This is a genomic window from Burkholderia sp. BCC0419 (genome assembly GCF_902830285.1).
Taxonomy (GTDB): domain Bacteria; phylum Pseudomonadota; class Gammaproteobacteria; order Burkholderiales; family Burkholderiaceae; genus Burkholderia.
On the sequence record NZ_CADESR010000002.1, the window covers coordinates 474,717 to 499,297 of the forward strand.

At 67.4% G+C, this 24,581-nt stretch carries 19 protein-coding genes; 10 read left to right on the forward strand and 9 right to left on the reverse strand.

From position 1 onward, the window contains the following. The first annotated feature begins 37 nt into the window (after positions 1-37). From HWW87_RS15640 to HWW87_RS15660, 5 genes are all read left to right on the forward strand, one after another. Positions 38-1,276, forward strand: a complete 1,239-nt coding sequence (locus HWW87_RS15640) for an extracellular solute-binding protein (RefSeq protein ID WP_175821042.1) — start codon at positions 38-40, stop codon at positions 1,274-1,276. Positions 1,277-1,355: 79 nt separating this feature from the next. Further along, positions 1,356-2,273 carry a sugar ABC transporter permease gene (locus HWW87_RS15645; protein ID WP_175821043.1) on the forward strand — a complete coding sequence of 306 codons (918 nt, stop codon included), beginning with the start codon at positions 1,356-1,358 and terminating at the stop codon, positions 2,271-2,273. 11 nt (positions 2,274-2,284) lie between these two features. Then, entirely contained in the window at positions 2,285-3,136 is an 852-nt protein-coding gene (locus HWW87_RS15650) for a carbohydrate ABC transporter permease (protein WP_175821044.1), read from the forward strand. 36 nt (positions 3,137-3,172) lie between these two features. Then, entirely contained in the window at positions 3,173-5,143 is a 1,971-nt protein-coding gene (locus tag HWW87_RS15655) for a beta-galactosidase (protein WP_175821045.1), read from the forward strand. 4 nt (positions 5,144-5,147) lie between these two features. Beyond that, complete coding sequence (locus HWW87_RS15660; RefSeq protein WP_175821046.1) at positions 5,148-6,443, forward strand: sugar efflux transporter; 1,296 nt, start codon at positions 5,148-5,150, stop codon at positions 6,441-6,443. Positions 6,444-6,512: 69 nt separating this feature from the next. On the opposite strand, the gene HWW87_RS15665 is transcribed toward HWW87_RS15660, so the two are convergent. The 3 genes from HWW87_RS15665 to HWW87_RS15675 all read right to left on the reverse strand — a co-directional run bounded on the left by HWW87_RS15665 (position 6,513) and on the right by HWW87_RS15675 (position 9,200). After that, on the reverse strand, positions 6,513-7,673 hold the full coding sequence (locus tag HWW87_RS15665) for an arabinogalactan endo-1,4-beta-galactosidase (protein WP_175821047.1): 1,161 nt from the start codon (positions 7,671-7,673) through the stop codon (positions 6,513-6,515). A 275-nt stretch (positions 7,674-7,948) separates the two neighbouring features. Further along, positions 7,949-8,308, reverse strand: coding sequence for a hypothetical protein (locus tag HWW87_RS15670; protein ID WP_208449949.1), 360 nt, complete (start codon positions 8,306-8,308; stop codon positions 7,949-7,951). Continuing rightward, entirely contained in the window at positions 8,289-9,200 is a 912-nt protein-coding gene (locus tag HWW87_RS15675; protein WP_175821048.1) for a DUF72 domain-containing protein, read from the reverse strand. Before HWW87_RS15675 ends, HWW87_RS15670 begins: the two co-directional genes overlap by 20 nt. A 287-nt stretch (positions 9,201-9,487) precedes the next feature. On the opposite strand from HWW87_RS15675, the gene HWW87_RS15680 reads away from it, so the two are divergent. Next, positions 9,488-11,662 (forward strand): TonB-dependent siderophore receptor, encoded by a 2,175-nt coding sequence (locus HWW87_RS15680; protein ID WP_175821049.1) that lies wholly within the window; start codon positions 9,488-9,490, stop codon positions 11,660-11,662. Between the two features lie 7 nt (positions 11,663-11,669). On the opposite strand, the gene HWW87_RS15685 is transcribed toward HWW87_RS15680, so the two are convergent. Then, positions 11,670-12,485 (reverse strand): response regulator, encoded by an 816-nt coding sequence (locus HWW87_RS15685; RefSeq protein ID WP_175821482.1) that lies wholly within the window; start codon positions 12,483-12,485, stop codon positions 11,670-11,672. A 1,131-nt stretch (positions 12,486-13,616) separates the two neighbouring features. Between HWW87_RS15685 and HWW87_RS15690 the strand changes: the two genes are divergently transcribed. Both HWW87_RS15690 and HWW87_RS15695 read left to right on the forward strand, forming a co-directional pair. Next, positions 13,617-17,210, forward strand: a complete 3,594-nt coding sequence (locus HWW87_RS15690) for a YadA-like family protein (protein ID WP_175821050.1) — start codon at positions 13,617-13,619, stop codon at positions 17,208-17,210. A 402-nt stretch (positions 17,211-17,612) separates the two neighbouring features. Beyond that, positions 17,613-18,020 carry a VOC family protein gene (locus HWW87_RS15695; RefSeq protein WP_175821483.1) on the forward strand — a complete coding sequence of 136 codons (408 nt, stop codon included), beginning with the start codon at positions 17,613-17,615 and terminating at the stop codon, positions 18,018-18,020. A 31-nt stretch (positions 18,021-18,051) separates the two neighbouring features. Here HWW87_RS15695 and HWW87_RS15700 read toward each other — a convergent pair whose 3' ends face one another. After that, on the reverse strand, positions 18,052-18,591 hold the full coding sequence (locus tag HWW87_RS15700) for a toxin (RefSeq protein WP_175821051.1): 540 nt from the start codon (positions 18,589-18,591) through the stop codon (positions 18,052-18,054). A 113-nt stretch (positions 18,592-18,704) separates the two neighbouring features. Beyond that, positions 18,705-19,091 carry a MerR family transcriptional regulator gene (locus HWW87_RS15705; RefSeq protein ID WP_175821052.1) on the reverse strand — a complete coding sequence of 129 codons (387 nt, stop codon included), beginning with the start codon at positions 19,089-19,091 and terminating at the stop codon, positions 18,705-18,707. A gap of 86 nt (positions 19,092-19,177) precedes the next feature. On the opposite strand from HWW87_RS15705, the gene HWW87_RS15710 reads away from it, so the two are divergent. Continuing rightward, the gene (locus HWW87_RS15710) at positions 19,178-20,086 is read left to right on the forward strand and encodes an alpha/beta hydrolase (RefSeq protein WP_175821053.1); all 909 of its coding nucleotides are present in this window, start codon (positions 19,178-19,180) and stop codon (positions 20,084-20,086) included. A gap of 27 nt (positions 20,087-20,113) precedes the next feature. Here the strand turns inward: HWW87_RS15710 and HWW87_RS15715 are convergent, their stop codons facing one another. Genes HWW87_RS15715 through HWW87_RS15725 form a run of 3 tightly spaced genes read right to left on the reverse strand, consistent with a single transcriptional unit; the run spans position 20,114 to position 22,781 of the window. After that, entirely contained in the window at positions 20,114-20,923 is an 810-nt protein-coding gene (locus HWW87_RS15715) for an ABC transporter ATP-binding protein (protein WP_175821054.1), read from the reverse strand. Further along, a complete protein-coding gene (locus HWW87_RS15720) occupies positions 20,920-21,777 on the reverse strand; it encodes an ABC transporter permease (RefSeq protein WP_175821055.1) in 858 nt (285 codons plus the stop codon). Before HWW87_RS15720 ends, HWW87_RS15715 begins: the two co-directional genes overlap by 4 nt. A gap of 11 nt (positions 21,778-21,788) precedes the next feature. Further along, positions 21,789-22,781: an aliphatic sulfonate ABC transporter substrate-binding protein gene (locus HWW87_RS15725; RefSeq protein ID WP_175821056.1), complete on the reverse strand. Its 993-nt coding sequence runs from the start codon at positions 22,779-22,781 to the stop codon at positions 21,789-21,791. 334 nt (positions 22,782-23,115) lie between these two features. Here HWW87_RS15725 and HWW87_RS15730 point away from each other — a divergent pair, with 334 nt between their 5' ends. Further along, positions 23,116-24,546, forward strand: a complete 1,431-nt coding sequence (locus HWW87_RS15730) for an MFS transporter (RefSeq protein ID WP_175821057.1) — start codon at positions 23,116-23,118, stop codon at positions 24,544-24,546. The last annotated feature ends 35 nt before the right edge of the window (positions 24,547-24,581 follow it).

Below are 24,581 nucleotides of genomic sequence, written 5' to 3' on the forward strand. Positions count from 1 at the left end.
GACGCGGCATTCAACACACCAATACCAGGAGACAACGATGAGACTTCGTGCGAGCCGACTGCTGCTTGCCCTGACGACTGCCGCGGCGTGCGCCGCGGGTGCGGCCGACGCGGGCACGCTGAAAGTGAACGTCGCCGCGCGCGGCAACCAGCGCGCGACGTGGCAGGCAGCGTTCGACCAGTTCCACAAGGCGAATCCGGATATCGACCTGAAGGTCAGCTACGTCGGCGAGGAGGCGTACAAGGTGCAGATGTCCGGCTGGCTCGCGACCGATCCGCCCGACGTGCTGAGCTGGAACAACGGCGAACGGCTCGCGTATTTCGCGAAGCGCGGGCTGATCGAGGACCTGAGCGCGGACTGGCAGAAGAACGGCTGGAACGACACGTATGCGTCCGTCAAGCAGTCGTCGACCTACGGCGGCAAGCTCTACAGTTTGCCGCTCGGTTATGACGCGTATGGATTGTTCTATCGCAAGGACCTGTTCGAGAAGGCCGGCATTCACGGCGAGCCGGCCGACTGGCCGCAGTTTCTCGACGCGTGCCGCAAGCTGAAGGCGGCCGGCATCGCGCCGATCGCGGTGGCCGCGCGCGATGCGTGGACGCTCGCTGCGTGGTTCGACTACCTCGACCTGCGGATCAACGGCTATGCGTTTCACCAGAAGCTGATGGCCGGCGACGTCGCCTATACCGATCCGCGCGTGCGGGCCGTGTATGCGGCATGGAAGAAACTGATCGACGACAAGTATTTCATCGACAACGCGCTGTCCTACGACGTCGATTCGCTGAGCCCGCTGATCGTCAACGGCCAGGCCGCGATGACGCTGATGGGCACCTGGTATTCGGCAGGACTGCTGAGCGCGACGCGCAACCCGATCAGCTTCTTCCGCTTCCCGGTGATCGACGCGTCGGTGCCGCTGGCCGAGGACGGCCCGGTCAACGTGCTGATCGTCCCCGCGAAGGCGCACAACAAGGCCGATGCGCGACGCTTCCTCGCGTTCATGGGGCAACCGGCGGTCAGCGGCGAGTTCGCGAAGGGGATGGGGCAACTGCCATCGAACAACAAGGCGCCGGAGCCGCAGGACCCGATCTCGAAGATCGGCTTCCGTACGCTCGCGACGACGCCGGGCGGGATCGCGCAGTTCTACGACCGCGACATGACGAAGGAAATGGCCGACGAGGGGATGAAGGCGATGCAGCAGTTCCTGTCCGATCCGACGCAGCTCGATGCGATCCTGCAGCGCCTCGAGCAGACCCGCAAGCGCATCTACCGGAAGTAGCGCGCCGCGCGGCCGGGCCGGCGCTGTCGGTCCGGTGCTTCGTCGTCACCGTCACGTTCGTTTCATCGAAGGCCATCTCATGTCAACCAGCCTGTCAGAAAGCGCCGCGCGCCGCGATGCCGGCCCGCAGCGGCATGCGCGCGCGTCGCTCGCGCGGCGGCGCAACCGCGCGGCCCTGTGGTTCGTGCTGCCGGGTTTCGCGCTCTTCACCGTGTTCGTGCTGTACCCGATCGTCAGCAGCATCTGGCTGAGCTTCCATCACTGGGACGGCATGACGCCGATGACGTTCGCCGGGCTCGACAACTATCGCGAGCTGCTGCAGTCCGACACGTTCTACGTCGCGCTGAAGAACAACGTGCTGTGGCTCGTGCTGTTCCTCGCCGCGCCGCCGCTCGGCCTCGCGCTCGCGCTGTACCTGAACCAGAACGTGTTCGGGATCCGGCTCGTGAAGTCGCTGTTCTTCGCGCCGTTCGTGCTGCCGGGCGTCGTGGTCGGTCTGGTGTTCTCGTGGTTCTACGACCCGACGTTCGGGCTGCTGAAGCTGATCGTCGGGCACGGGATCCCGGTGCTCGGCGATCCGCGCTATGCGACCTACGGCGTGATCGCCGCCGCGCTGTGGTCGCAGATTCCGTTCTGCATGATCCTGTACCTGACCGGGCTCACCGGCATCAACGGCGAAATCGTCGAAGCGGCGCGGATGGAAGGCGCGCGCGGCTTCACGCTGCTGTGGCACGTGATTCTGCCGCAACTGCGGCCCGCGACCTTCATGGCAGTCGTGCTGACCGTGATCGGCGCGCTGCGCAGCTTCGACCTGATCTCGGTGATGACGGGCGGCGGTCCATTCGACAGCTCGACCGTGCTCGCGTATTTCATGGTCGACCAGGCGATCAAGTATTACCGCGAAGGCTATTCGGCCGCGATCGCGGTCGTGCTGTTCGCGATCATGCTCGTCTATATCGTGTGGCAACTGCGCAAGCTGGTGCGCGTCGAATCGTAAGGATCGCAAACATGTATCCGATGCCCGTGTCCCGCTGGGGACGTCCCGCCCGTCTGCTGTACCGGCTGTCGCTGCCGTGCGCGCTCGCGCTGTGGCTCGTGCCGCTGCTCGCGGTGCTCGTCACGTCGATCCGCTCGACCGACGAGATCATGGCCGGTCATTACTGGGACTGGCCGAAGCAGTTCGCGCTGCTCGACAACTACGGCGCCGCGCTCACGCAGACGCCGATGCTCCATTACTTCGCGAACAGCCTCCTGATCACGGTGCCGTCGGTTGCGGCGTCGATCCTGCTCGCGTCGCTCGCGGGCCACGCGCTCGCGAACTACCGGTTTCGCGGCAACCTCGTGCTGCTCGGGCTGTTCGTCGCCGGCAACTTCGTGCCGATCCAGATCCTGATGATCCCGGTGCGGCAGATCATGCTCGGCGTCGGCCTGTACAACACCGTGTGGGCGCTCGTGCTGTTCCACACCGCGTTCCAGACCGGCTTCTGCACGCTGTTCCTGCGCAACTTCATCCGCGAGCTGCCGTTCGAGCTGATCGAGGCCGCGCGCGTCGAGGGCGCGTCCGAGTGGGCGATCTACTGGCGCGTCGTGCTGCCGCTCGTGCGGCCCGCGCTCGCGGCGCTCGCGATCCTCGTGTTCACGTTCGTGTGGAACGACTACTTCTGGGCGCTGTGCCTCACGCAAGGCGACGACGCGGCGCCGATCACCGTCGGCGTCGCCGCGCTGAAAGGGCAGTGGACGACCGCCTGGAACATCGTGTCGGCCGGCTCGGTGCTCGCCGCGCTGCCGTCGGTCGCGATGTTCTTCGCGATGCAGAAGCACTTCGTCGCGGGGCTCACGTTCGGCGCGACCAAGGGCTGATTCGTCTCATCCTCTTTCTTCTGCAAGGAATCCACGATGCACCTTGGCGTTTGCTATTACCCCGAACACTGGCCGCGCGAACAATGGGATCGCGACGCGCAACGCATGGCCGAACTGGGTCTGACGCGCGTGCGGATCGCCGAATTCGCGTGGAGCCGGATGGAGCCGGCGCCCGGCCGCTACGACTGGGCGTGGCTCGACGAAGCGATCGACACGCTCGCGCGCCGGCAGTTGAAGATCGTGCTCGGCACGCCGACCGCCGCGCCGCCAAAGTGGCTCGTCGATCGTCATCCGGAGATCCTGCCGGTAGGCGCGGACGGCGCGGTGTGGCAGTTCGGCTCGCGTCGCCATTACGACATCGCGAGCCCCGTGTATCGCGAGCACTGCGTGCGCATCGCCGACGCGATGGCGCGGCGCTACGGCGCGCATCCGGCGGTGATCGCGTGGCAGACCGACAACGAACTCGGCTGCCACAACACGCTGCCGAGCTATACGCCAGCGGCGCTCGCAGGCTTCCGCACGTGGCTCGCCGCGCGTTATGGCGACGTCGGCGCGCTGAACCGCGCGTGGGGCAACGTGTTCTGGAGCATGGAGTATCGCGGCTTCGACGAGATCGAACTGCCGCGCCATACGCCGACCGACGCGAATCCCGCGCATCTGCTCGATTTCCGGCGCTATCAGTCGGACGAAGTCGCGCGGTTCCATGCCGCGCAGGTCGACGCGATCCGTCCGCACGCGCCGGGCCGCGACGTGCTGCACAACTTCATGGGCTTTTTCACCGAGTTCGATCACTATGCGTTCGCGCGCGGCGGCCTCGATGTCGCCGCGTGGGACAGCTATCCGGTGCCGCGTACCGAAGTGCTGCCGCTCGATGAAGCGGACAAGCGGCGCTGGGCCCGCACCGGGCATCCGGACGTGTCGGCGTTCTCGCACGACCTGTATCGCGGCGTCGGCAACGGCCGGATGTGGGTGATGGAGCAACAGGCGGGGCCCGTCAACTGGGGGCCGTACAACCCGGTGCCGCACGCGGGCGCGGTGCGGCTGTGGACGTGGGAAGCGTTCGCGCATGGCGCGGAACTCGTATCGTATTTCCGCTGGCGGCAGTATCCGCACGCGCAGGAGCAACTACATTCGGGGCTCAACGCACCGGACGACCGGCTGTCTCCCGGCGGTCATGAAGTGGCGCGCGTCGCACGCGAGATCGCCGCGCTGGATCCGGCGCTCGCCGTCGGCGAGCGTGAGACGGCCCGCGTCGCGCTGCTGTTCGACTACGCGGCGGACTGGATGATCCGGATCCAGCCGCACGGCGCCGATTTCGACTATCAGCAGCACGCGTTCGACTGGTATCGCGCGCTGCGCGAACTGGGCCTCGACGTCGATATCGTCGCGGCCGATGCCGACGTGTCGCGTTATGTGTTCGTCGTCGCGCCGACGCTGCCGGTCGTGCCGGATCGCGTCGTCGAGCAGGCCGCGAGCGGCAACGCACACTGGCTGTTCGGGCCGCGCACGGGTTCGCGCACCGCGGAATTCGCGATCGCGCCGGGTCTCGCACCGGGCAAGCTGCGCGACGTGCTGCCGGTGCGGATCGGCCAGGTCGAATCGCTGCGGCCGTCGCTCGCGCCGTGCGTCGCGTTCGACGGTGTCGATGGCCATGCGCTGAAATGGCGCGATCACGTCGACATGGAATCGACGGCCGGCGTCGACGTGCTCGCCGCGTGCGACGACGGCGTGCCCGCACTCGTGCGGCGCGGTCACGTGACGATGGCGACGGCCTGTTTCGATCGGACGCTGTTGCGCGCGATCATTGCCCGTTGCGCACGCGATGCCGGCCTTCCGGTGCGCGAACTGCCGGACGGTGTGCGGTTGCGTCGACGCGGACGCGTCACGTTCGCGCTCAACTACAGTGACACGCCGTGCATGCTGCCCGCGCCGGGTGGTGCGCGCTTCGTGCTCGGCAGCCGCGACCTCGGCGCGGTCGACGTTGCCGCGTGGGTCGAGCCGGACTGACGCGATGCAGTCGTTGCGGTCGCTGCAGTTGCATTTCGCGCGCCTTGCGGGGATCGCGTACTTCGTGCCGCTGTCCGCGGCGGCGCTGCTGCTCGGCGTCGCGATGTCGTTTACCGCGCCGTACCTGTCGCTGTTCGGCGTGGAAGCGGCGGGGATGTCGCCGCTGCTCGCCGGCGTGTTCATGACGCTGATCGCGGGGAGCGGGGTCGTCGCGAGCACGTGGGCCGGACGCTGGTCCGATCGACGCGACCGGCACCGGCCGCTGCTCGTCGTGTCGCTCGCGGCGGCCGCACTGGGCTTCGCGCTGCTATGCGTGTTGCGGTCGCACGGGCCGGTGATCGCCGCCGGCACGATCCTGCTCGGCGCAGGTGCCGTGTCGCTGTCGCAGATCTTCTCGTTCGCGCGCGCGGTGCTGCCCGTCGCCGACGATGCGCAGCGCGAACTCGCGTCGGCCGCACTGCGTACGATGCTGTCGATCGCGTGGGTGTTCGGTCCCGCGCTCGGTGCGCTGATCCTCGCGCAGACGGGGTTTGCCGGGCTCTTTCTCGCGGCGTCGGTGGGCTTCGTCGCGTGTGCGGCGATCGTCGCGCGGATTCCGGAGCCGGTGCGGCAGCCCGCGGCGGCGCATGTGCGCGCAGTCGAGCGCGCCGCGGTGCCGCCAGACGACACGACGGCTACCGTCGTCGCGCCGCGCGCGAGCGTGCTGCGGACCCTCGTCGCGCTCACGCTGATGGGGCTCGCGGCGAATGCGACGATGATCGTGCTGCCGCTCTACATCGTGCGCGCGCTCGGCGGCACGCCGACGAGCGTATCGGCGGCGCTGGGCCTGGCCGCACTGCTCGAGATCCCGATGATGCTGTGGCTCGGCATCCGGTCGACGCGGCTGGACAAGGCGCGCTGGCTGACCGCGTGCGCGGCCGTGCATGCCGCGTATTTCATCGGGCTCGCGTTGGTGTCGCGGGTCGATGCGATCCTGCCGCTGCAGTTGTTGAGCGCATGCGTGGTCGCGATCACGTCGTGCCTCGGGATGACGCGCGTGTGCGACTTGATGCCCTCGCGCCCCGGCACCGCCACCGCGATGTTCTTCAGCACTGCGCGCGTCGGCTCGATCGCGTCGGGCGTGCTGTCGGGCGCGTGCGTCGACCTGTTCGGCTATCGCGCGACGTTCGCGGGCTGCTGCGGGCTCGCGCTCGTCGCGTTCGCGCTGCTCGCCCGGGATGCGCGCGGCGAGCGGGGCGAAGCCGGTGGTACGAGCGGCACGGCGGCGCCTGCACGCCGCCGCTTCGACGCACCGCACTGACGCGCGATGCGCCGGTGCGGTGATGCGTTGACACGTTGACGTCGTCACGCCGTGCCGTGCCGTGCCGCGTCAGCGCTGGCGGTATGCGTCGAGCGACGACAGCGCGTGGCCGTGGAAGTCGAACAGCGTGTTGTTGTCCCACTGATCGCCCGCGCCGACCTTCCAGCCGACGCCCGGCGTCGGAATCCACTCCGGCTCCCACCAGAACACGCCCTTGCCGCGATTACCCGGCACACCCTTCACGATATCGACGACCGCCGTGAGGAATTGCGCCTGCCCGGCCGGCGACGGCGGGAACGCGGTCGAGCCCGTGTTCGTCATCGCGTTCGGCTCCGAGTCGCCGTCGCTGGTGGTCCACGGATACGCGGTCTCGACGACGATCAGTTCCTTGTCGTAGCGTGCCGCGAGGTCGTTTGCGTTGTTGCGCAGGTCGTCGAGCGCGCCTTGCCACTGCGGGTAATACGACAGGCCGATCACGTCGAACGCGACACCGCGCTGCGTCGCGCTGTCGAACCACCAGCGGCTTTTCGCGTTGTCGCCGCCGCTGTCGATGTGCAGCATCACCTTGATGCGCGGGTCGACGGCCTTCACCGCATCGTGGCCCGTCTTCAGCAACTGCGCGAGGTTGTCCCACTGGTCGTAGCGGCCGAGCGGCCACAGCATGCCGCCCGTGATCTCGTTGCCGATCTGCACCCACTCGGGCCGCACGCCGGCGCGCTGCAACTGGCGCAGCACGTCGGTCGTATAGGCCGACAGCAGCGCGCACGTTTCGGCGAGATTCTTGCCGGCCCATGCGTGCGGCGGGTATTGCTTGCCGGGGTCGGCCCACCAGTCGCTGTAGTGGAAATCGATCAGGATGCGCATCCCGAGGGCCGCGGCGCGCCTGGCGAGCGCGACGACATGGGCCGCGTCGTTGTAGCCGGCCGCGGCGCTCTGGTTCGCGGGGAAGAAATCCGGATTGCCCGGATCGTTCCATACCTTGATGCGGATCGAGTCGACGCCGTGGGCGTGCAGGATCTTCAGGCAGTCGCGCGGGTGCCCGCGGTCGAAGTACTGCGCGCCGTGCGCCTCGAGCTCCGGTAGCGTCGACACGTCGGCGCCCATCGCGAGCGGGGCGCTGCCCGCGGCGCGCGTGACGGCTTGCGCGAAGGCCGGCAGCGGGCCGGCCAGGTCGACGCATGCAAGCGCCGCGGTTGAAACGCTCCAGCGCAACATCGAACGTCTGTTCATCGTCATCCTCCAGGTGAGGGATCCCGTCGGGCGCGGGATCGCCGGCTTCAAAAGTTTAAGCGCTTAAATTTCAGGCCCCGATATGAGGCCGGATCGAGCGTAGCGCAACCGTTGCCGCCTACGCAAAGGACGCATGCGTTGCCTACTATCTGGTAAGGCGTGGCGCCCGCATTCCAGGCGCCACGCCGTGCGCGCGAAACGGCCGTTTGACGTACGTCAGGAATCCGGACGATGCCGCCCGACCGTGCAGGGCAGGCGCCCGCGCGGGCGTCGCGCTACGACCGGTCGCGATTCCGGGCGCGCGTCGCGCCGGTGATGACCGCGATGCCGAACAGGATGACGGCCACGATCTCGATGATGTGCTGCGAGACGTGCAGCGTCATCAAACCCCAGGCGACGCCGCCGATGAAAATGATCCATCCGACCAGGTAGATAAGCAGGGTCATCGCTTTTCTCCTTGCAGTGTTGGCCCATGGCGCCGTTGCCGGTCGTGAAAAATTTACCGGGCACGCGGTGCGCGCGATGAGGCGGCACGATCCGGCAGCACCCGAGCATATTGTGCGCCTGGCCGCGCGGTTCCCGGCGGCATTTTCGGCATGCAGCTTGCTCGCCGCTTCATTCGGATGCCGTGTCATGCGCATGCAGCCCGAGCCGCGCCATGAGCCGCCCGGCGTCGAACGGCGCTTGCGTTTTGGTGTCGTTGTCGAAATAGCAGTACACGTCGCGCGTCGCCGCGCGCGGCGGTTGCAGCGCCGGTGCGGCGAGATGCGCATCGTCGGGCTGCGCACCCCGGCTCCACGCTTCGATCCGGTGCGCCCATCGATCGAGCGCCGCATCGGCGTATTCGCCCGAATACTTCGTTTCGGTGCCGTGCAGCCGCATGTAGACGAACCGCGCGCTCAGATCCTCGAACTGCGGCCACGCCTCGGTCGAATCCGACACGACGAGCGCGACCTTGTGGCGGCGCAGCAGCTTCACGAACGCCGGATCCACGAAGCTGTCGTGCCGCACTTCCACCGCATGACGCAAGGGCCGCTTGCGGTCGATCTCCAGATACGGCGTCGGGACCCGCGCATCGTGCCGGTGGGCAAGTGCGAGCGCCGCTTCCGTATCGTGCGGCAGCAGGCTCAGGAAGTGTTCCATGTGTGCCGGGTCGAAACGCAGCGACGGCGGGAATTGCCACAGCAGCGGCCCGAGCTTGTCCTTCAGCGCGAACAGCCCCTGGGCGAAAAAATTCGCGCACGCGATCGTGGCCGTATCGCCGCGAAAACGCAGTATGTGCGTCAGGTAGCGCGAACCTTTCACGCTGAACACGAACCCCGGCGGTGTTTCGGCATACCAGCGCCGCCAGCTGTCCGGCGCTTGCAGGCTGTAGTGCGTGCCGTTGATTTCGATCGTCTGCATGTGGCCCGATGCATACCGCAGCTCGCTGGCCTGCTTCAGGTCGGCCGGGTAGAAGGTCCCCCGCCAGCCCGGGTAGCGCCAGCCTGAAATGCCGATGTGAATCCTGCCGGATGTGCGTGTCACGTCGATGCCCGGCTGCGCCGGGTTCCTGATGCGGTTCGGGCGACGCGCAATATGCGTGCCGCCGCCGTTGGCGCCGTCGCCGAATTGATTTTTTAAAGGCCGCGCCACGTTCGGCCGGTATGATCGCTGCGCTCGCGAATGGCGCAACCGGTCGGTGCGTACCGACGATTCCCGCGTCACCGCCTTCGCCGGCATGGCAATCACGACACCACCGGACGGACCCCGGCGACACGCGGTCCGTCGATCCGGCCGAACGGGCCAACCCAGCACGACGGAGTATCGAGACGATGTGGACGGAGACAGGAACGGGGCGGCGCGCGACGGCGATCGCGGCCGGCGGAGCGTTGTGCGTGGCCGCCGCGGGCGGTGCGCACGCGCAGGCATCGGCGCCCGGTGCGGCGGCGGCCGTGCTGCCGGCCATCGACGTGCGAGGGCCGGCCGATGCTTCGGCCGCCGGGCTCGTCGGGCGGCGCACCGCCACCGGCACCAAGACCGACACGCCGATCGACGAGATTCCGCAAACGATCAACCTCGTGACCGCGCAACAGATCGAGATGACCGGCGCGGCCGACCTGAACCAGGCGTTGCGCTACGTGCCGGGTTTCGCGACGTTCGGTGCCGACAGCCGCACCGACTGGTATGCGGCGCTGCGCGGCTTCACGCCGACGCTGTATGTCGACGGCCTGCCGGCGCCGGACACGGCCGTGATCGCGAACTGGCGCGTCGATCCGTACACGCTCGACTCGATCGCGGTGCTGCGTGGGCCGACGTCGGTGCTGTACGGCGCGGGCGAACCCGGCGCGATCGTCGATGCGCACACGAAGCTGGCCGACGGCGAGCGCGTACGCGAAGCCGGCGTGCAGATCGGCAACGATGCGCGCAAGCAAGCCATGCTCGATGTCGGCGACAGGCTCGATCCGGATGGCAAGACTGCGTACCGCTTCGTCGGCGTCGCGCGCGACGGCAATGCGGTGACCGGCCCGAACGGCAACCGACGCGTCGCGCTCGCGCCGTCGTTCCGGTGGCGGCCGAACGCCGACACGTCGCTGACGTTTTCCGCGACGTTCCTGCAGGACAGCGGCGACATCTCGTCGAACTTCCTGCCCGCGTCGGGCACGGTGCTGCCGAACCCGAACGGCCGCCTGTCGCAGGACCTCTACATGGGCGACCCGTCGTTCAACGACTACCGCAAGAAGCAATGGTCGCTCGGCTACGCGCTGGAGCATCGCGTGAACGCGATCTGGACACTGCATCAGGACGTGCGCTGGTCGCACCTGTCGCTCGACGATGCGACGGTGTTCGGCAACGGCCTCGTGCCCCGCAGCACGACGAACATGATGCGTTTCGCGGGGCTGTTCCAGCTCAACTACAGCCGGCTCGACATCGACAATCATGCGCAGGCGCGCTTCGGCACGGGGCCGCTCGAACACACGCTGCTGGTCGGCCTGCAGTTCGACCGGCAGACGACGACCCACAGCGTGCAGCTCGCGCTCGCGCCGTCGCTCGACCTGTACCACCCCGTCTATCGGCCCGTGACGGCCGCGATCTTCTCCGGCCCGACGTCGCTCGGCCACGTCGACCAGTACACCGCGATGAACGGGGGCGGCGTGTATGCGCAGGACCAGATTCGCTGGCAGCGCTGGACACTGACGCTCGGCGGCCGCGAGGATGTCGTGCATGCGCGGTTCGACGACCGGGCGGCCGGCACGCACGCGCAGCAGGACGTCAGCGCGTTCTCCGGGCGGGTCGGGCTCACCTATCGCGGCGACGCCGGGTTGTCGCCGTACGTCAGCTATTCGACGTCGTTCGATCCGGTCATCGGCGTGCGGATGTTCGGCGGCGGCTTGCCGAAACCGACCCGCGGCACGCAGACGGAGGCCGGGCTGCGCTGGCAGCCGGCCGGCCGGAACCTGATGCTGAACGCGGCCGTGTATCAGATCGACCAGACCAACGTCGTGACGCCGACGCCGGTGAATCTCGACCCGACCGGCACGACGTCGGTGCAGACCGGCAAGGTGCGCTCGCGCGGCATCGAGCTGAGCGCGGTCGGCAAGGTGACGCGCGAGCTGTCGATCGTCGCGTCGTATGCGTATCAGGACGTCAAGAACGTGCAGGCGAACGATGCTTCGCTGAACCACTGGCCGGTGTCCGTGCCGCTGCCGCGACAGATGGCGTCGCTGTGGGCCGACTGGACCTGGCATACGGGCACGCTGGCGGGCCTCGGCGTCGGCGGCGGCGTGCGCTACCAGAGCGCATCGGCCGGCGCGCCGGACAATTCGCTGACGGTGCCGAGCGCGACGCTTTACGACCTCGCGCTCCATTACGACCTGCCGCGCTGGCGTTTCGCGGTGAACGTCGCGAACCTGTTCGACCGGCGCTACGTGAGCGGCTGCCAGTCGTACGCCGTGTGCGTGTTCGGCAACGAGCGGACCGTGCTGGCCAGCGCGAAATACAACTGGTAGGCGCGACCTACGCGCGGCGTTGCGGCTCCCGGGTGGCGGCACGCGCGCCCGCATGGCCCTGGCGTCGCCATTCGGTCGGCGTGATGCCGAAACGCTCGCGGAAGGCGGTCGCGAAATTGGCCGGCGTGGAAAAGCCGATTTCCTTCGCGATGCTGGCGATGCTGAGCGACGTGGAATCCAGCAGATCCTGCGCGATCCGCAGCCGCTCGTAGCGCAGATATTCGAACACCGTCTGGCCGAGATTGTCGCGAAACGCGCGCGACAGGCGCTTTTCGTGCGTGCCGACCGCACGCGCCAGTTCCTCCACCGTCGGCGGATCGTTCAGCGTGCGCGACAGGTGGCGGATGGCCGCGCGCACGATGATGTCGTCGTCGTTGCCGCCCGCGAACGGGTTTTCCGCCGGTTCCGTCCCGGCCGCCCGTTCGCGTTTCGCTCGCGAGAGCTGCACGCGAATCCGTGCAATCACCTCTGCCGGCTCGAACGGCTTCACCACATAGTCGACGCCGCCGATCTCGAGCCCCTCGAGCCGTTCGTGCAATGCGCTGGCCACGGTCAGGAAGATGATCGGGATCGCGCACGTCAGCGGATCGGCGGCCAGCAGGCGGCACGCGGTGAAGCCGTCCATGCGCGGCATGCGCACGTCCATCAGGATCAGGTCGGGCATCAGCGCCTGCGCGCGCTGGCACGCTTGCGCGCCGTCGCATGCGATGCTGATCCGGCATCCCGTGCTGCGCAGGATGTCGATCAGCAATCGGAGCTGGTCGGGTTGATCGTCGACGATCAGGATATGCGCGTCGCTCAATGCGGAGATCGATGAAGACATCGTGCACCTGTTGTGAAAAGGCGGTTGGCTGCGTTTCCGCGGGTGGCCTGCCCGGTGCATTGGAAACGTCGGAAGCCGCTCTGTGGCGATGCCTCCATCGCATCGCACGCCCGCATCGATTCCGGGCAGGGCAGAACCGCGCGGCAGGCAACCGCTCCGCGTATCGCACGGCGTGCGTCGTTTTGATCGCCGAGCCGGTAAAGACGCGAGGGATTGCCGTGCTCGCGCGGGGAATGATCGCGACTGCCGGAATCGATGCGAGCGGAATTGTAGGAGCATATTGGGAATCCGGCCAGCCATGACGGCTCCATTTGCGCCATTCCATCTTCGTGATTATCGGAAATGGCGGTTTGCGACAGGAATGTGAGACGTTGATGTACGTCGATAATCATGGTTTACGCGTATATCCGGTGAGAACCCGCGCAGCCGGCTCGCTTCCGGATTGTCTTTTTAAGAAAAAATATTATTTGAATCCGCTTTGGCAAAGTATTTATCCGCTCAGTAAAAGATCTTGAATAATGGCGCTGGCGCGAAATCGTTTGCGGAGTGAATGTATTTTGTGTAAGTCATTGAATATTTGGAATTTTACAATCTATAAAGAATGCCGGCTTTAATAATTCAGGCTCGTGTCTCATAATTCGTCCGAACTTTGAATAACGGGTGGAGCAGGGCAGCAGAAGTACCGCCAACGGTGACGGACGTTGTCTGACCCGGGGCCGGCGCATCAATTGATGACGGTCCAGGAACGTGCTCGCTGCACGGAGTGAAACCCCGCTTGCCGGGGATGAAATAAAAGAAGCGGGATGGGTCGCGGTCGGCGCGGCGACAAATCGGGGATGGTCATGACGACGGGTTGAATCTTCGGATTCAGTCGGGGAAAAGCGCGTCCATAAGAATCAATACGTATTCCTAATGCAGTTGTCGAATTAACGGAACGGGACGTCAGGCCGACGGCATGCCCCGGGCTTTCGATCGCCCGGTCGAAACGGGTGCGCGATGCGTGTCGTCTCGACATGACCGGCCCGGCAGCGGAATCCGTTTCCAAAACGAAGTTGCAATCGAAGTCGAAGCTGTCAATAAAAGTAAGTAGTCCGTATTCAAACCATACGCTACACAACGGAGCAGAAGACCATGAAGAGGAAGCAGATTTCGGCGCTCGCCGCCGCGATGTTCACGGGTGCGGGTGTGCTGATCGCCGGCGCCGCCCATGCGGACAATTTCGTCGACCGCGGCAACCCGGACAACGCGTTGAACGGCCAGTGCATCGACGGCACCAACCCGCTGTGCGTGGCCACGAAGAGCGGCAGCTTCGTGGCCGTCAGCACCACGAACGTGACGCAGGGCACCAATGCGAAGGCCGGCGCGAGCGGCATCGCGATCGGCGACCAGTCGAATGCGAGCAGCAAGGGCGGCAGCAGCAGCGGCGGCGCGATCGCGATCGGCGTCGGTTCGCAGGCGCTGGCGAACTCGTCCACCGCGATCGGCACGGTGGCGGTCGCGCAGGGCAACACGGCGCTGGCGATCGGCCGCCAGTCGGCGGCGGTCGGCGATTTCTCGATGGCGCTAGGTAACGTCGCGGATGCGCACGGCACGAGCTCGATCGCACTCGGCCACTCGGCGCTCGCCAGCGGCGACCGCTCGGTCGCGATCGGCGGCGCGAACCCGACGTCGAGCGACGGCGTATCGGCCGGCGCATCGTACGACGCGGCCACGCAGACGCGTGCGGACGGCACGCAGTCGGTGGCGATCGGCGCGGGCGCGCAGACGAGCGACAACAACCAGGTGGCGATCGGCTCGGGCAGCGTCGGCGCGAACAACGGCGGCACGCCGGTGTTCGGCGGTACGGCCGCGCCGGTCGGCGGCGCGGTGTCGTTCGGCGCGCTCGGCAGCGAACGCCAGCTCAAGAACGTCGCGGCGGGCGCGGCCGATACCGACGCCGTCAACGTCCAGCAGTTGAAGAACGTGAACAATACGCTGAGCACGGGCATCGGCAATGTCGACGCACGCGTGACGTCGGTCGGCAATGCGCTGTCGACCTCGATCTCGAACGTCGACCAGCGCGTGACCAGCGTCGGCAACAGCCTCAGCACGAGCATCGTCACGGCAACGCAGAACGTCGTCAAATACACCGACGACTCGCATGCGGCGATCGCGCTCGACGGCGCCACCGGCACGACGATCGGCGGCGTGGCTGCCGGCGTCGCCGATACCGATGCGGTCAACGTCGGCCAGTTGAAGGGCAGCATCGCGCCGCTGCAGACGTCCATTTCGACGGCGGCTTCGAACATCACGAACCTGCAGAACAGCGTGACCGGCATCAGCGGCTCGCTGAGCACCGCGGCATCGAACATCGTCAACCTGCAGGCGGCCGATACGCGCAACGTGAAGTACGACGGCGCGAGCGGCTTCGACTCGGTGACGTTCGCCGGCCCCAGCGGCACGACGCTGCACAACGTCGCGGACGGCAAGGACCAGCATGACGCCGTCAACGTCGGCCAGTTGAACGGCGGCCTCGCGTCGCTCAGCACGAGCGTGACGAACAACCTCAGCACGACGCTCGGCAACCTGAGCACGTCGATCACCAGCCAGATCGGCAACGCGACGAAGAACGCGGTGCAGTACGACGACGATGCGCACGGCGGCGTCACGCTCGGCGGCACGGGGGCAACGACGCCGGTCGGCCTGCACAACGTCGCGGACGGCGTGGCGGCAGGCGACGCCGTGAACGTCGGCCAGCTCGGCAAGGCGACCGACTCGCTCAACCAGTCGATCACGACCGTCGGCAATCAGGTGACGGCGAATACCGGCAACATCGCGGCGCTCCAGCAGGACGCGCTGCAGTGGAACCCGGGCCTCGGCGCCTACGATGCGAGCCACGGCGGCCACGGCCCGCAGCTGATCAGCAACGTCGCGGCCGGCAAGAGCGGCACGGACGCGGTCAACGTCGATCAACTGAACGCGGCGATTCACGACGGGACGAGCCAGCTCGATGCGCTCGCCGTCAAATACGACGATGCGAGCAAGCGGCAAGTGTCGCTCGGCGCGGGCAACGGCGGCAGCCCGGTGCGCGTGACCAACGTCGCGGAAGGCAACGTGGCGGCCGGCAGCACCGACGCGGTGAACGGCGCGCAACTGCGCCGCGCGACCGACGGCGCCGCGGCCGCGCTCGGCGGCGGCGCGACGGCGAACCCGGACGGCTCGATCGGCGCTCCGAACTACAAGATCGGCGGTAGCGCGTTCAACAACGTCGGCGACGCATTGACGAACCTCGACGGCCGCGTCGGCAGCAACACGACGACGCTCGAGAATCACGAAACGCGCATCGGCAATGCCGAAACCAATATCGCGGGCAACACGGCCGCGATTGCCGGGCTGCAACAGGATGCGCTGCAATTCGACCCGACGCTCGGCGCGTTCAACGCCGCGCGCGGCGGTGCGCCGACGAAGCTGACGAACGTGGCCGACGGCACCCTCGCCGCGGGCAGCACGGACGCGGTGAACGGCGGCCAGTTGTCGGGCGTGAAGACCGCGCTCGAACAGCAGATCACGAACGTGTCGAACCAGGCCGGCGAAGCGGTGAAGAACGTCGTCAAGTACGACGTCGACCCGAGCGGCAACCGGCTGAATTCGGTGTCGCTCGTCGGCGGCGATGCCACGTCGGCGGTCGTGCTGAAGAACGTCGCGGCGGGCACCAGCGATACCGACGCGGTGAACGTGAAGCAGCTGAAGGCCGTGCAGTCGAACCTGAACCAGCTCGGCGCGCTCGCGGTGCAGTACGACGATAGTTCCAAGAGCACGATCACGCTCGGCGGCGCGGGCGGCACGCGCATCACCAACGTGCAGGCCGGCACGCTCAGCGCGACCAGCACCGACGCGGTGAACGGCTCGCAGCTGTACGCGACCAACCAGCAGGTGTCGAAGAACACCACCGACATCTCGAACCTGCAAGGGAGCGTGACGAACATCGCGAACGGCAAGGCCGGCCTCGTGCAGCAGCAGGACCCGAACGGCGCGATCACGGTCGGCAAGGACTCGGGCGGCGCGAGCGTGAACTTCTCCGGCACGGCGGGCGACCGCGTGCTGACCGGCGTCGCGGCGGGCGTGAGCGACAACGATGCGGTCAACGTGGGCCAGTTCAACACCGCGCTGAAGAACGTGGCGGCCAACGACAAGATCCGTGCAGTCGCGACCGATGCGAACACCACGTGGATCGCGCGTGCCGATGCGGGTGCGATCGGCTCGACGGCGACGGCAACCGGCAAGAACGCGGTGGCGGTCGGCCAGGGCTCCGTCGCCGATCGCGACAACTCGTTCTCGGTCGGCGCGAAGGGCAGCGAGCGGCAGATCACGAACGTCGCGGCCGGCACGGCGCCGACCGACGCGGTGAACGTGCAGCAGCTGAACGACAACCTCGCGACGGCGTCGACGCAGGCGAAGGGTTATACCGACCAACGCATCGGGCAGGTGTACAACTCGTTCAACGACCTGAAGAAGGACATGTACGGCGGCGTCGCGTCGGCGATGGCGGTGGCCGGCTTGCCTCAGCCGACCGGCGCGGGGCGCTCGATGGTGTCGGCGGCGACGTCGAACTATCACGGCCAGCAGGGCTTTGCGGCAGGCTACTCGTACGTGACGGAGAGCAACCGCTGGGTCGTCAAGGCATCGGTGACGGGCAACACGCGGTCGGACTTCGGCGCGGTGGTCGGCGCGGGTTATCAGTTCTGATGCAGGTCGCGTAGCGTCGAGCGATGCGGGGTGCCGGGCAAGGGAGACAAAGTCCGGCATTCGCTGTAGACCGGTGGCCCGGGGTTCGTTTGCGAATCCCGGGCCGTCGTCGTTTGACGCACACCGATCGGATCGGCTCGCCGCTTCGGCTCGCCGCTTCGGCTTGCCGCTTCGGCTCGCCGCTTCGGTCGCGCCGCATCGGCCGCACGGCTCCAAATGCGAACAGCGCGATCCGCGACGATCGTCGTGCGTCGCTCGAACGACCGCCTCACGCGGGCCTGGCGAGTCGCCGGCCAGTGCGTCCAATGCGAATTGTGGAATGCGAGCCCCCGCTCGTATTCTGAAGTCCTCGGGCGGCACGGCATGGGGCCTCCGCCCATCACCGCATGTGAGAGCGCGACAATGACCGAAACGACACCCACGATGAAGCTCAACCACCTGAGCTTTCCCTCCGCCGACACACTGGCGACCGCCCGATTCTTCGAGCGATACCTCGGCTTCACGATCGCGGGAAGCTGGGACAAATCCTGGATCCTCAAACGCCCGGGCTTCGACGTCGTGATCGAGCACGTCGGCGACGGCGTGCCCGCGTGGCCGGCCAATTTCCACGTCGGCTTCGAACTGCCGAGCCTCGATGCCGTGCACGCGCTGTTCGCGCGCTTCAACGAAGAGGGCGTTGCGATGGAGACGGACGTCTTCAACAACGGGCGCGGCTCGCGCTTTTTTTGCCGCGCGCCGGGCGGCGTGATGTTCGAACTGAACACGCGCGCGGACGCCGCGCCGGAATATCAGGGCACCTTCGACGATTGACGCGATTGACGCGGGCTGACCCGTATCGCGCTCAGTCGCAACGGCCGGCGCGGGCAAGCGTCTCGATGACCGCGCGGGTACGCGACGGCTCGGTGATCTCCATCCATTGCAGATGCGCGTATTTCGGGTCGTCGCGCAGGCCGGCGAACTTGACGCGGTTTCTCGTGAACGTCGTGTACGACCACAGCAGCACCGAGTCTCGCGAGCAGAACGCCATCCGCAGCGACTCCCGGTTGCCGTGAAAGAGCTCGGTGCGCATGAGCCCGCGGCCGATCGTGCGCCGGAGCACGCGGGAAAACACCGTCCATCGCCCGAAGTTGAGCCAGACGACGTGCGTGGCTCTCGACCACAGCACGTCGCGCACCGCGCTGTAGTTTCCGTCGGCGACCCATCGGTCGCCGGCCGTCGCGGCCAGCACCGCACGCTCGAACTGCGCGGGCGGCACGGCGGTCCAGCCCGGGCCCCAGTAGAGCCGATCGAGTTCGATATACGGGCAGGCCGCGGCGGCGGCCAGTGCGCTGGAGAAGGTGGATTTCCCCGATCCGCTGGTTCCGACGACGATGACGCGCATGTGTGTGTGCACGGGTAAAGGTGAAGGCGCGTATTGTGCCCGATGCGCGTGAGCGGGCCGGCATCCGAGCGGGAAAAGGCGGGGCGGCCCGCTGGCGAACGCCCGCGCGTCAATCAATCGAGCGGCGGCACCGCGCCATCCCGCAACATCTTGACGAGCCGCGCGCGCCGCTTTTCGAGATCGGCGATCTGGCGGTCGATTGCTTCGAGGCGTTCGCGCTGGACGTCGGTGATCTGATCGCACGAACGCGCGCCCTCGATCAGCAGCATGCAGTCCGGAAAGCCGCGAATGTCGTCGAGAGTGAAACCGGTCGCGATCATGCGCTGAATCTGTTTGACCTGCGTCACCGCGTTGTCGGGGAACAGGCGATAGCCGTTGGCCGCGCGCACCGACGCGAGCAGGCCGTGCTCGTCGTAGTGCCGGATCGAGCGCACGCTCGCGCCGGTGAGCTGCGCGAGTTTGCCGATGGTCAGCAGTGGCTGTGGAGGCGGGTTTTTCACGAAAGGCAGGTTAGCACGATCCGCTTGACCCTCGCATCAGTGTGAGGGTTGAGACTGTGCGTCCGGTCATTTTTACAGGAAAAATCATGATTACCCGAGTACTGATCCGCTGGCTGATTGCCGTGATCTGGTGGGCGACGCCGTTCGCATTGGTGCACCACGCGGCGGCCGCGCCGCTGAGCTATACCGTGACGTCGACGGACGGCGTGAAGCTGGCCGTTCAGGAAAGCGGCGACCCCGACGGCGCTCCGGTCATCCTGATTCACGGCCTGCTCGGCAGCCGCCTGAACTGGGACGCGCAGGTCCGGAGCCCCGAACTGCGCGGCTTCCGGATCATCACGTACGACCTGCGCGGCCACGGGCTGTCGGACAAGCCGCTCGGCGCGCAGTCGTATCGCGACGGAACCCGCTGGGGCGACGATCTCGCCGCCGTCATCGACGGCGCGCATGCGCGCCAACCCGTCGTGGTCGGCTGGTCGCTCGGCGGCGTGGTGATCTCGAACTACCTCGCCAAATACGGCGATCGCGCGATCGCGGGCGCGGTGTACGTCGACGGCGTGGTCGAGCTTGCCCCGGGCCAGATCGTCGATCATCCGGACGTGTACCGGGACATGAATGCGGCGGATCTGAAAACGCATCTCGACGGCGAGCGCACGTTCGTCGGCCTGTGCTTCAACCATCGGCCGGATGCTGTCACGTTCGAGCGGTTGCTCGCGAACGCCGCGATGGCGTCGTGGGACATGCAAAAGGCCATCCCGACGATGTCGGTGTTCGCCGCCGCGGGGCTCGGCCACGCGCGCGTGCCGCTGCTCTTCATTTACGGCGGCCGCGATGCATTGGTCGATACGCACGCGACGCTGGCCCGCGCGGCCGAACTGAATCCACGCATTGCCAGCAAGGTGTATGCGGAGTCGGGGCACGCGCCGTTCATCGAGGAAGCCGAGCGGTTCAATCGCGATCTGGCCGCGTTCGCCCGGTCGGCGTCCTCGCAATGAAGCCGTGTGCCGTGCAGGCCGGCGAGGTCAGGCCGGCGTGATCGGGATGCCGGCCGCGTCGCCCGCCGCGCGATCGTGAAAGCGCTGGAACGCATCGAGCAGCCGCGCCCGCTGCGCGGCCAGCGACGGATCGCGCCGATCGCGCGGCCGTGCGACGTCGACCTGGATTTCGTCGTCGACGCGGCCCGGGTTCGGCGCGAGCATCAGCACGCGATCGCCGAGATACAGCGCCTCGTCGAGATCGTGCGTGACGACGATCGCGGCCATCCGGTGCCGGTGGACGACATCGAGCAGCAGCGTCTGCAAGCGCATCCTGGTGATCGCGTCGACCGCGCTGAACGGTTCGTCGAGCAGCAGCAGATCCGGCTCGCCGAACAGCCCGCGCGCGATCGCGGCGCGCTGCGCCATCCCGCCCGACAACGTGGCCGGCAGTTGCCGCGCGACGCCGGCCAGACCGACCTCGTCGAGCAAGCGCGCGACGCTCGGGTCGCGTCCGCCCCGCGCGCCGGACGCGAAGCCGACGTTGTCCGCGATCGACAGCCACGGCAGCAGCCGCGGCTCCTGGAAGATCACGCCGACGCGCGCGGACGGCCCGGCCAGCGCGCTGCCGTCGAGCGTCACGCTGCCGCGGAAGTCCGGGTCGAGGCCGGCGACGATCCGCAGCAGCGTGCTCTTGCCGCATCCGCTCGGGCCGACCACGCAGACGATCTCGCCGCGCGCGACCTGCAACGTGATGTCGGCCAGGATCGTGCGATCGCCATACAGCTTGCGGGCGATCCGCAGGTCGAGCAGCGGCGTGGCGATGCCGGCCGGGCGGACGGAAGGCGCGGCGCTCATTGCCTGCCCTCGCGCGACGCGCCGTCGAACGCATCGCGCCAGCCGAGCCAGCGCGACTCGATGCGGCGCATCGCGCCGTCGGTCAGCTTGCCGAGCAACGCGAGCAGCAGGATCGCGCCGAACACGAGATCGGGGCGCCCGGTTTCGCGGCCGTCGCTCAACAGGAAGCCGAGGCCGCGCGTGGCCGCGATCAGCTCCGCGGCGACCATGAACATCCACGCGAGACTGAGGCCGGTCCGCAGGCCGGTGACGATCTGCGGCAGCGCGGCCGGCAGCAGGATCCGGCGGAACAGCGCGAGCGGGCCGAGCCGGTACACCGCGCCGAGCTCGACGAGCTTGCGGTCGACGTCGCGAATGCCGGCGACCACCGCGAGGTGAACCGGAAAGAACGCGCCGATCGCGATCAGCGTGATCTTCGGCGCTTCGTCGATGCCGAGCCACAGTAGCAGCACCGGCACCCATGCAAGCGACGGAATCGCGCGCAGCGCCTGGAACGTCGGTTCGAACAGCGCGTCGATCCGGCGGCTCAGGCCCATTGCCGCGCCGACGACGAGCGCGAGCCCGGCGCCGGCCGCAAACCCGGCCGCGACGCGCAGCGTGCTCGCGCCGACATGGCGTGCGACCCGCGTGACGCCCATCCGCGCCAGCGTATCGAGAATCTCGCTCGGCGCCGGCACGAGATGATCCGGCAGCCAGCCGCGCCGCACCACGACCTCCAGCAGCACGAGCGCGGCGAACGGCAGCGCGAGGCCCGCGATACGCCACGCGCGCAGCGGGTCGCGTCGGGCCGCACGGGGCGGCGAAGCGGGTTGGTGCGACGCGAGCGCGTCGCCGCGCGCGGTGGTGTCCGTCATCGGCGGCACGCTCAGTGCGATGCGGCGACGATCGGGCGCGCGAACGACGGATCGATCAGCGTATCGACGATCTTCGCGGGATCGACACCCGGCCTGGTCAACTGCTCGGCCGTCAGCACCGGCGCCGCGGCCTTCAGCGCCGTGCGCTGCGTGTCGCCCGGAACCGGGGCGCTGAAGTCGTTGCGCTGAAGCTGCAGCTTCGCGACCGGCAGCGACACCTTCGATTCGTCCGCGACGATCTGCGCGGTCTCGGCCGGATGCGCGACGATCCACTGGCGCGCACGATCGTAGACCTTCAGCACGCGCGTCACCGCCTGCGGATACTGGCTCGCGAACGCGTCGCGAACATTCAGGAACCCGTACGTATTGAACGTGACATTGCGGTACAGCAGGCGCGCGCCGTCGTCGAGCTGGGCGGCGGCCATGTGCGGATCGAGCCCGGCCCATGCATCGACCTGACCGTTCGCGAGCGCGGTGCGGCCGTCCGGATGCTGCAGGTTGACGATCTCGACGTCGTCGCGCGTCAGGCCGACCGTGTGCAGCGCGCGCAGCGTGAACAGGAACGGATCGGTGCCGCGCGTCGCGGCGATCTTCTTGCCCTTCAGGTCGGCGAGCGAACGGATCGGCGAATCCTTGCGCACCACGAGCGCCGTCCATTCGGGGCGCGAGAACACGTAGACGGTGTGGATCGGATTGCCGTTCGCACGCGCGAGCACCGACGCGAGCCCCGCAGCCGAGCCGAAATCGACCGCGCCGCTGTTCAGGTATTCGAGCGCGCGATTGCTGCCGAGGCTCAGCACCCAGCGAATCGCCGCATGGTCGGCCTTGAATTCGTCGTCGAGCCAGCCGAAGTGGCGGATCACGAGACTCTCGGGCGAGTAGTACGCATAGTCGACGCGGATTTCAGCGGGTGTCGCCGCGTGCGCTTGCATCGACGCGAGGCCGGCAAGCGCGGCAACGACGAGGGCCGCGGATTGCCACACGCGGGACCAGAACGGCTTCATTGGGGATTCTCCGGAAGAGCGGCAGCGCGCCGCGAACAGGCAGGGTAGTGGGCTAATGTAACGAGGCGCAGGCAATCCGTTAACGAAGAAATTCGCGTTTGAACATGCGTGTTGCTGCTAAGCGCGGCCCGCACAACTTTATGACGCACGCCGATTAATTTATCGCTTTATATCGCTTGGGATTGCCGGATCGAGGGAACAGAATTTCCGCTGCCGGAACTCGGCGACAGCGGCGCCGCGTTCGCTCGACGCCGCGATGGTCGCGCAGGCACCTGCCCGGTTCCCGGCTTCACGACGACCTTGCCGTGCATTCGGCATCACACTAAGGAATCCGATGAGTTCGATCGATCTGAGCCCCGTCACGCCGGTATCTTCCCCCATCCGCTCGGCCAGCGACGTCGCGCGCCTGATCAACACGGTGGACAGTTCGGTCAGCCATGCACGGATGATCGTGCTGCTGGCGCTCGGCGGCGTGTTTCTCGACGCGTACGACCTGACGACGCTGTCGTACGGCATCGACGACGTGGCGCGCGAATTCGGGCTCACGCCCGCGCTGACCGGGCTGGTGGGGTCGGCGATCATGATCGGTACGATCTTCGGCAGCCTGATCGGCGGCTGGCTGACCGACCGGATCGGCCGCTACCAGGTGTTCATGGCCGACATGCTGTTCTTCGTGGTCGCGGCGATCGCGGCCGGGCTCGCGCCGAACGTCTGGGTGCTGATCGCCGCACGCTTCGTGATGGGGCTCGGCGTCGGCATCGACCTGCCCGTCGCGATGGCGTTCCTCGCCGAATTCTCGAAGTTCAACGGCCGCGGCAACAAGGCGTCGCGGCTCGCCGCGTGGTGCCCGATGTGGTACGTCGCGTCGTCGGTATGCTTCCTGCTGATCTTCGGCCTGTATTTCCTGCTGCCGGCCGAGCATGCGGGATGGCTGTGGCGCGCATCGCTGATCTTCGGCGCGGTGCCGGCGCTCGTCATCATCCTGTTCCGGAACCGCTTCATGAACGAATCGCCGCTGTGGGCCGCGAATCAGGGCGATCTGGCCAACGCCGCGCGCATCCTGCGCGAGTCGTACGGCATTCACGCGCATGAAGCGGCGGACGCGCGACGCGAGCCGAGCCCGCCGCCCGTGCGGATTCGCGTGCTGTTCCAGCGTCCGTATCTGGGACGCACGATCGTCGCCAGTGTGATGAACCTGTGCATCCCGTTCGAATACACGGCGATTGCGTTCTTCCTGCCGTCGATCCTGTCGCAATTTCTGGGTGCGGGTGTGTTCGAGACGATCGCCGCATCGCTGGCGTTGAACGTGCTGTTCGCGTTCACCGGCGGCTTGCTGGGCATGCGCCTCGCGTATCGCTATCCGTCGCGTCATGTCGCGATCGCGGGGTTCGCGCTGCAAACGGTCGCGCTCGTCGCGCTGGCGCTCGCAGGCCATCCGCACGGTGCACTGGCGGTGGGTGTCGTGCTGCTGATGCTCGGCACGTGGCTGTTCGCCGAAGGTTTCGGGCCGGGTGCGCAGATGATGATCTATCCGACGCTGTCGTATCCGGCTGCGATCCGCGGCACCGGCGTCGGCTTCGGGCGGTCGCTGTGCGGCATCGGCCAGGCGCTTGCGCTGTTCGTGTTGCCGATTCTCCAAGCCCGACTCGGCACCGACATGTTCTGGGTCGTCGCGATCAGTGCGGTCACGCCGATCGTGTTTCTGCTGATCGTGCGGTACGAACCGACGGCGTACGACGTCGACGACGAAAGCGTGGCGGCGTGAACGCTGACCGGGGGCGTTCGTCGTTCCCCGGAGAA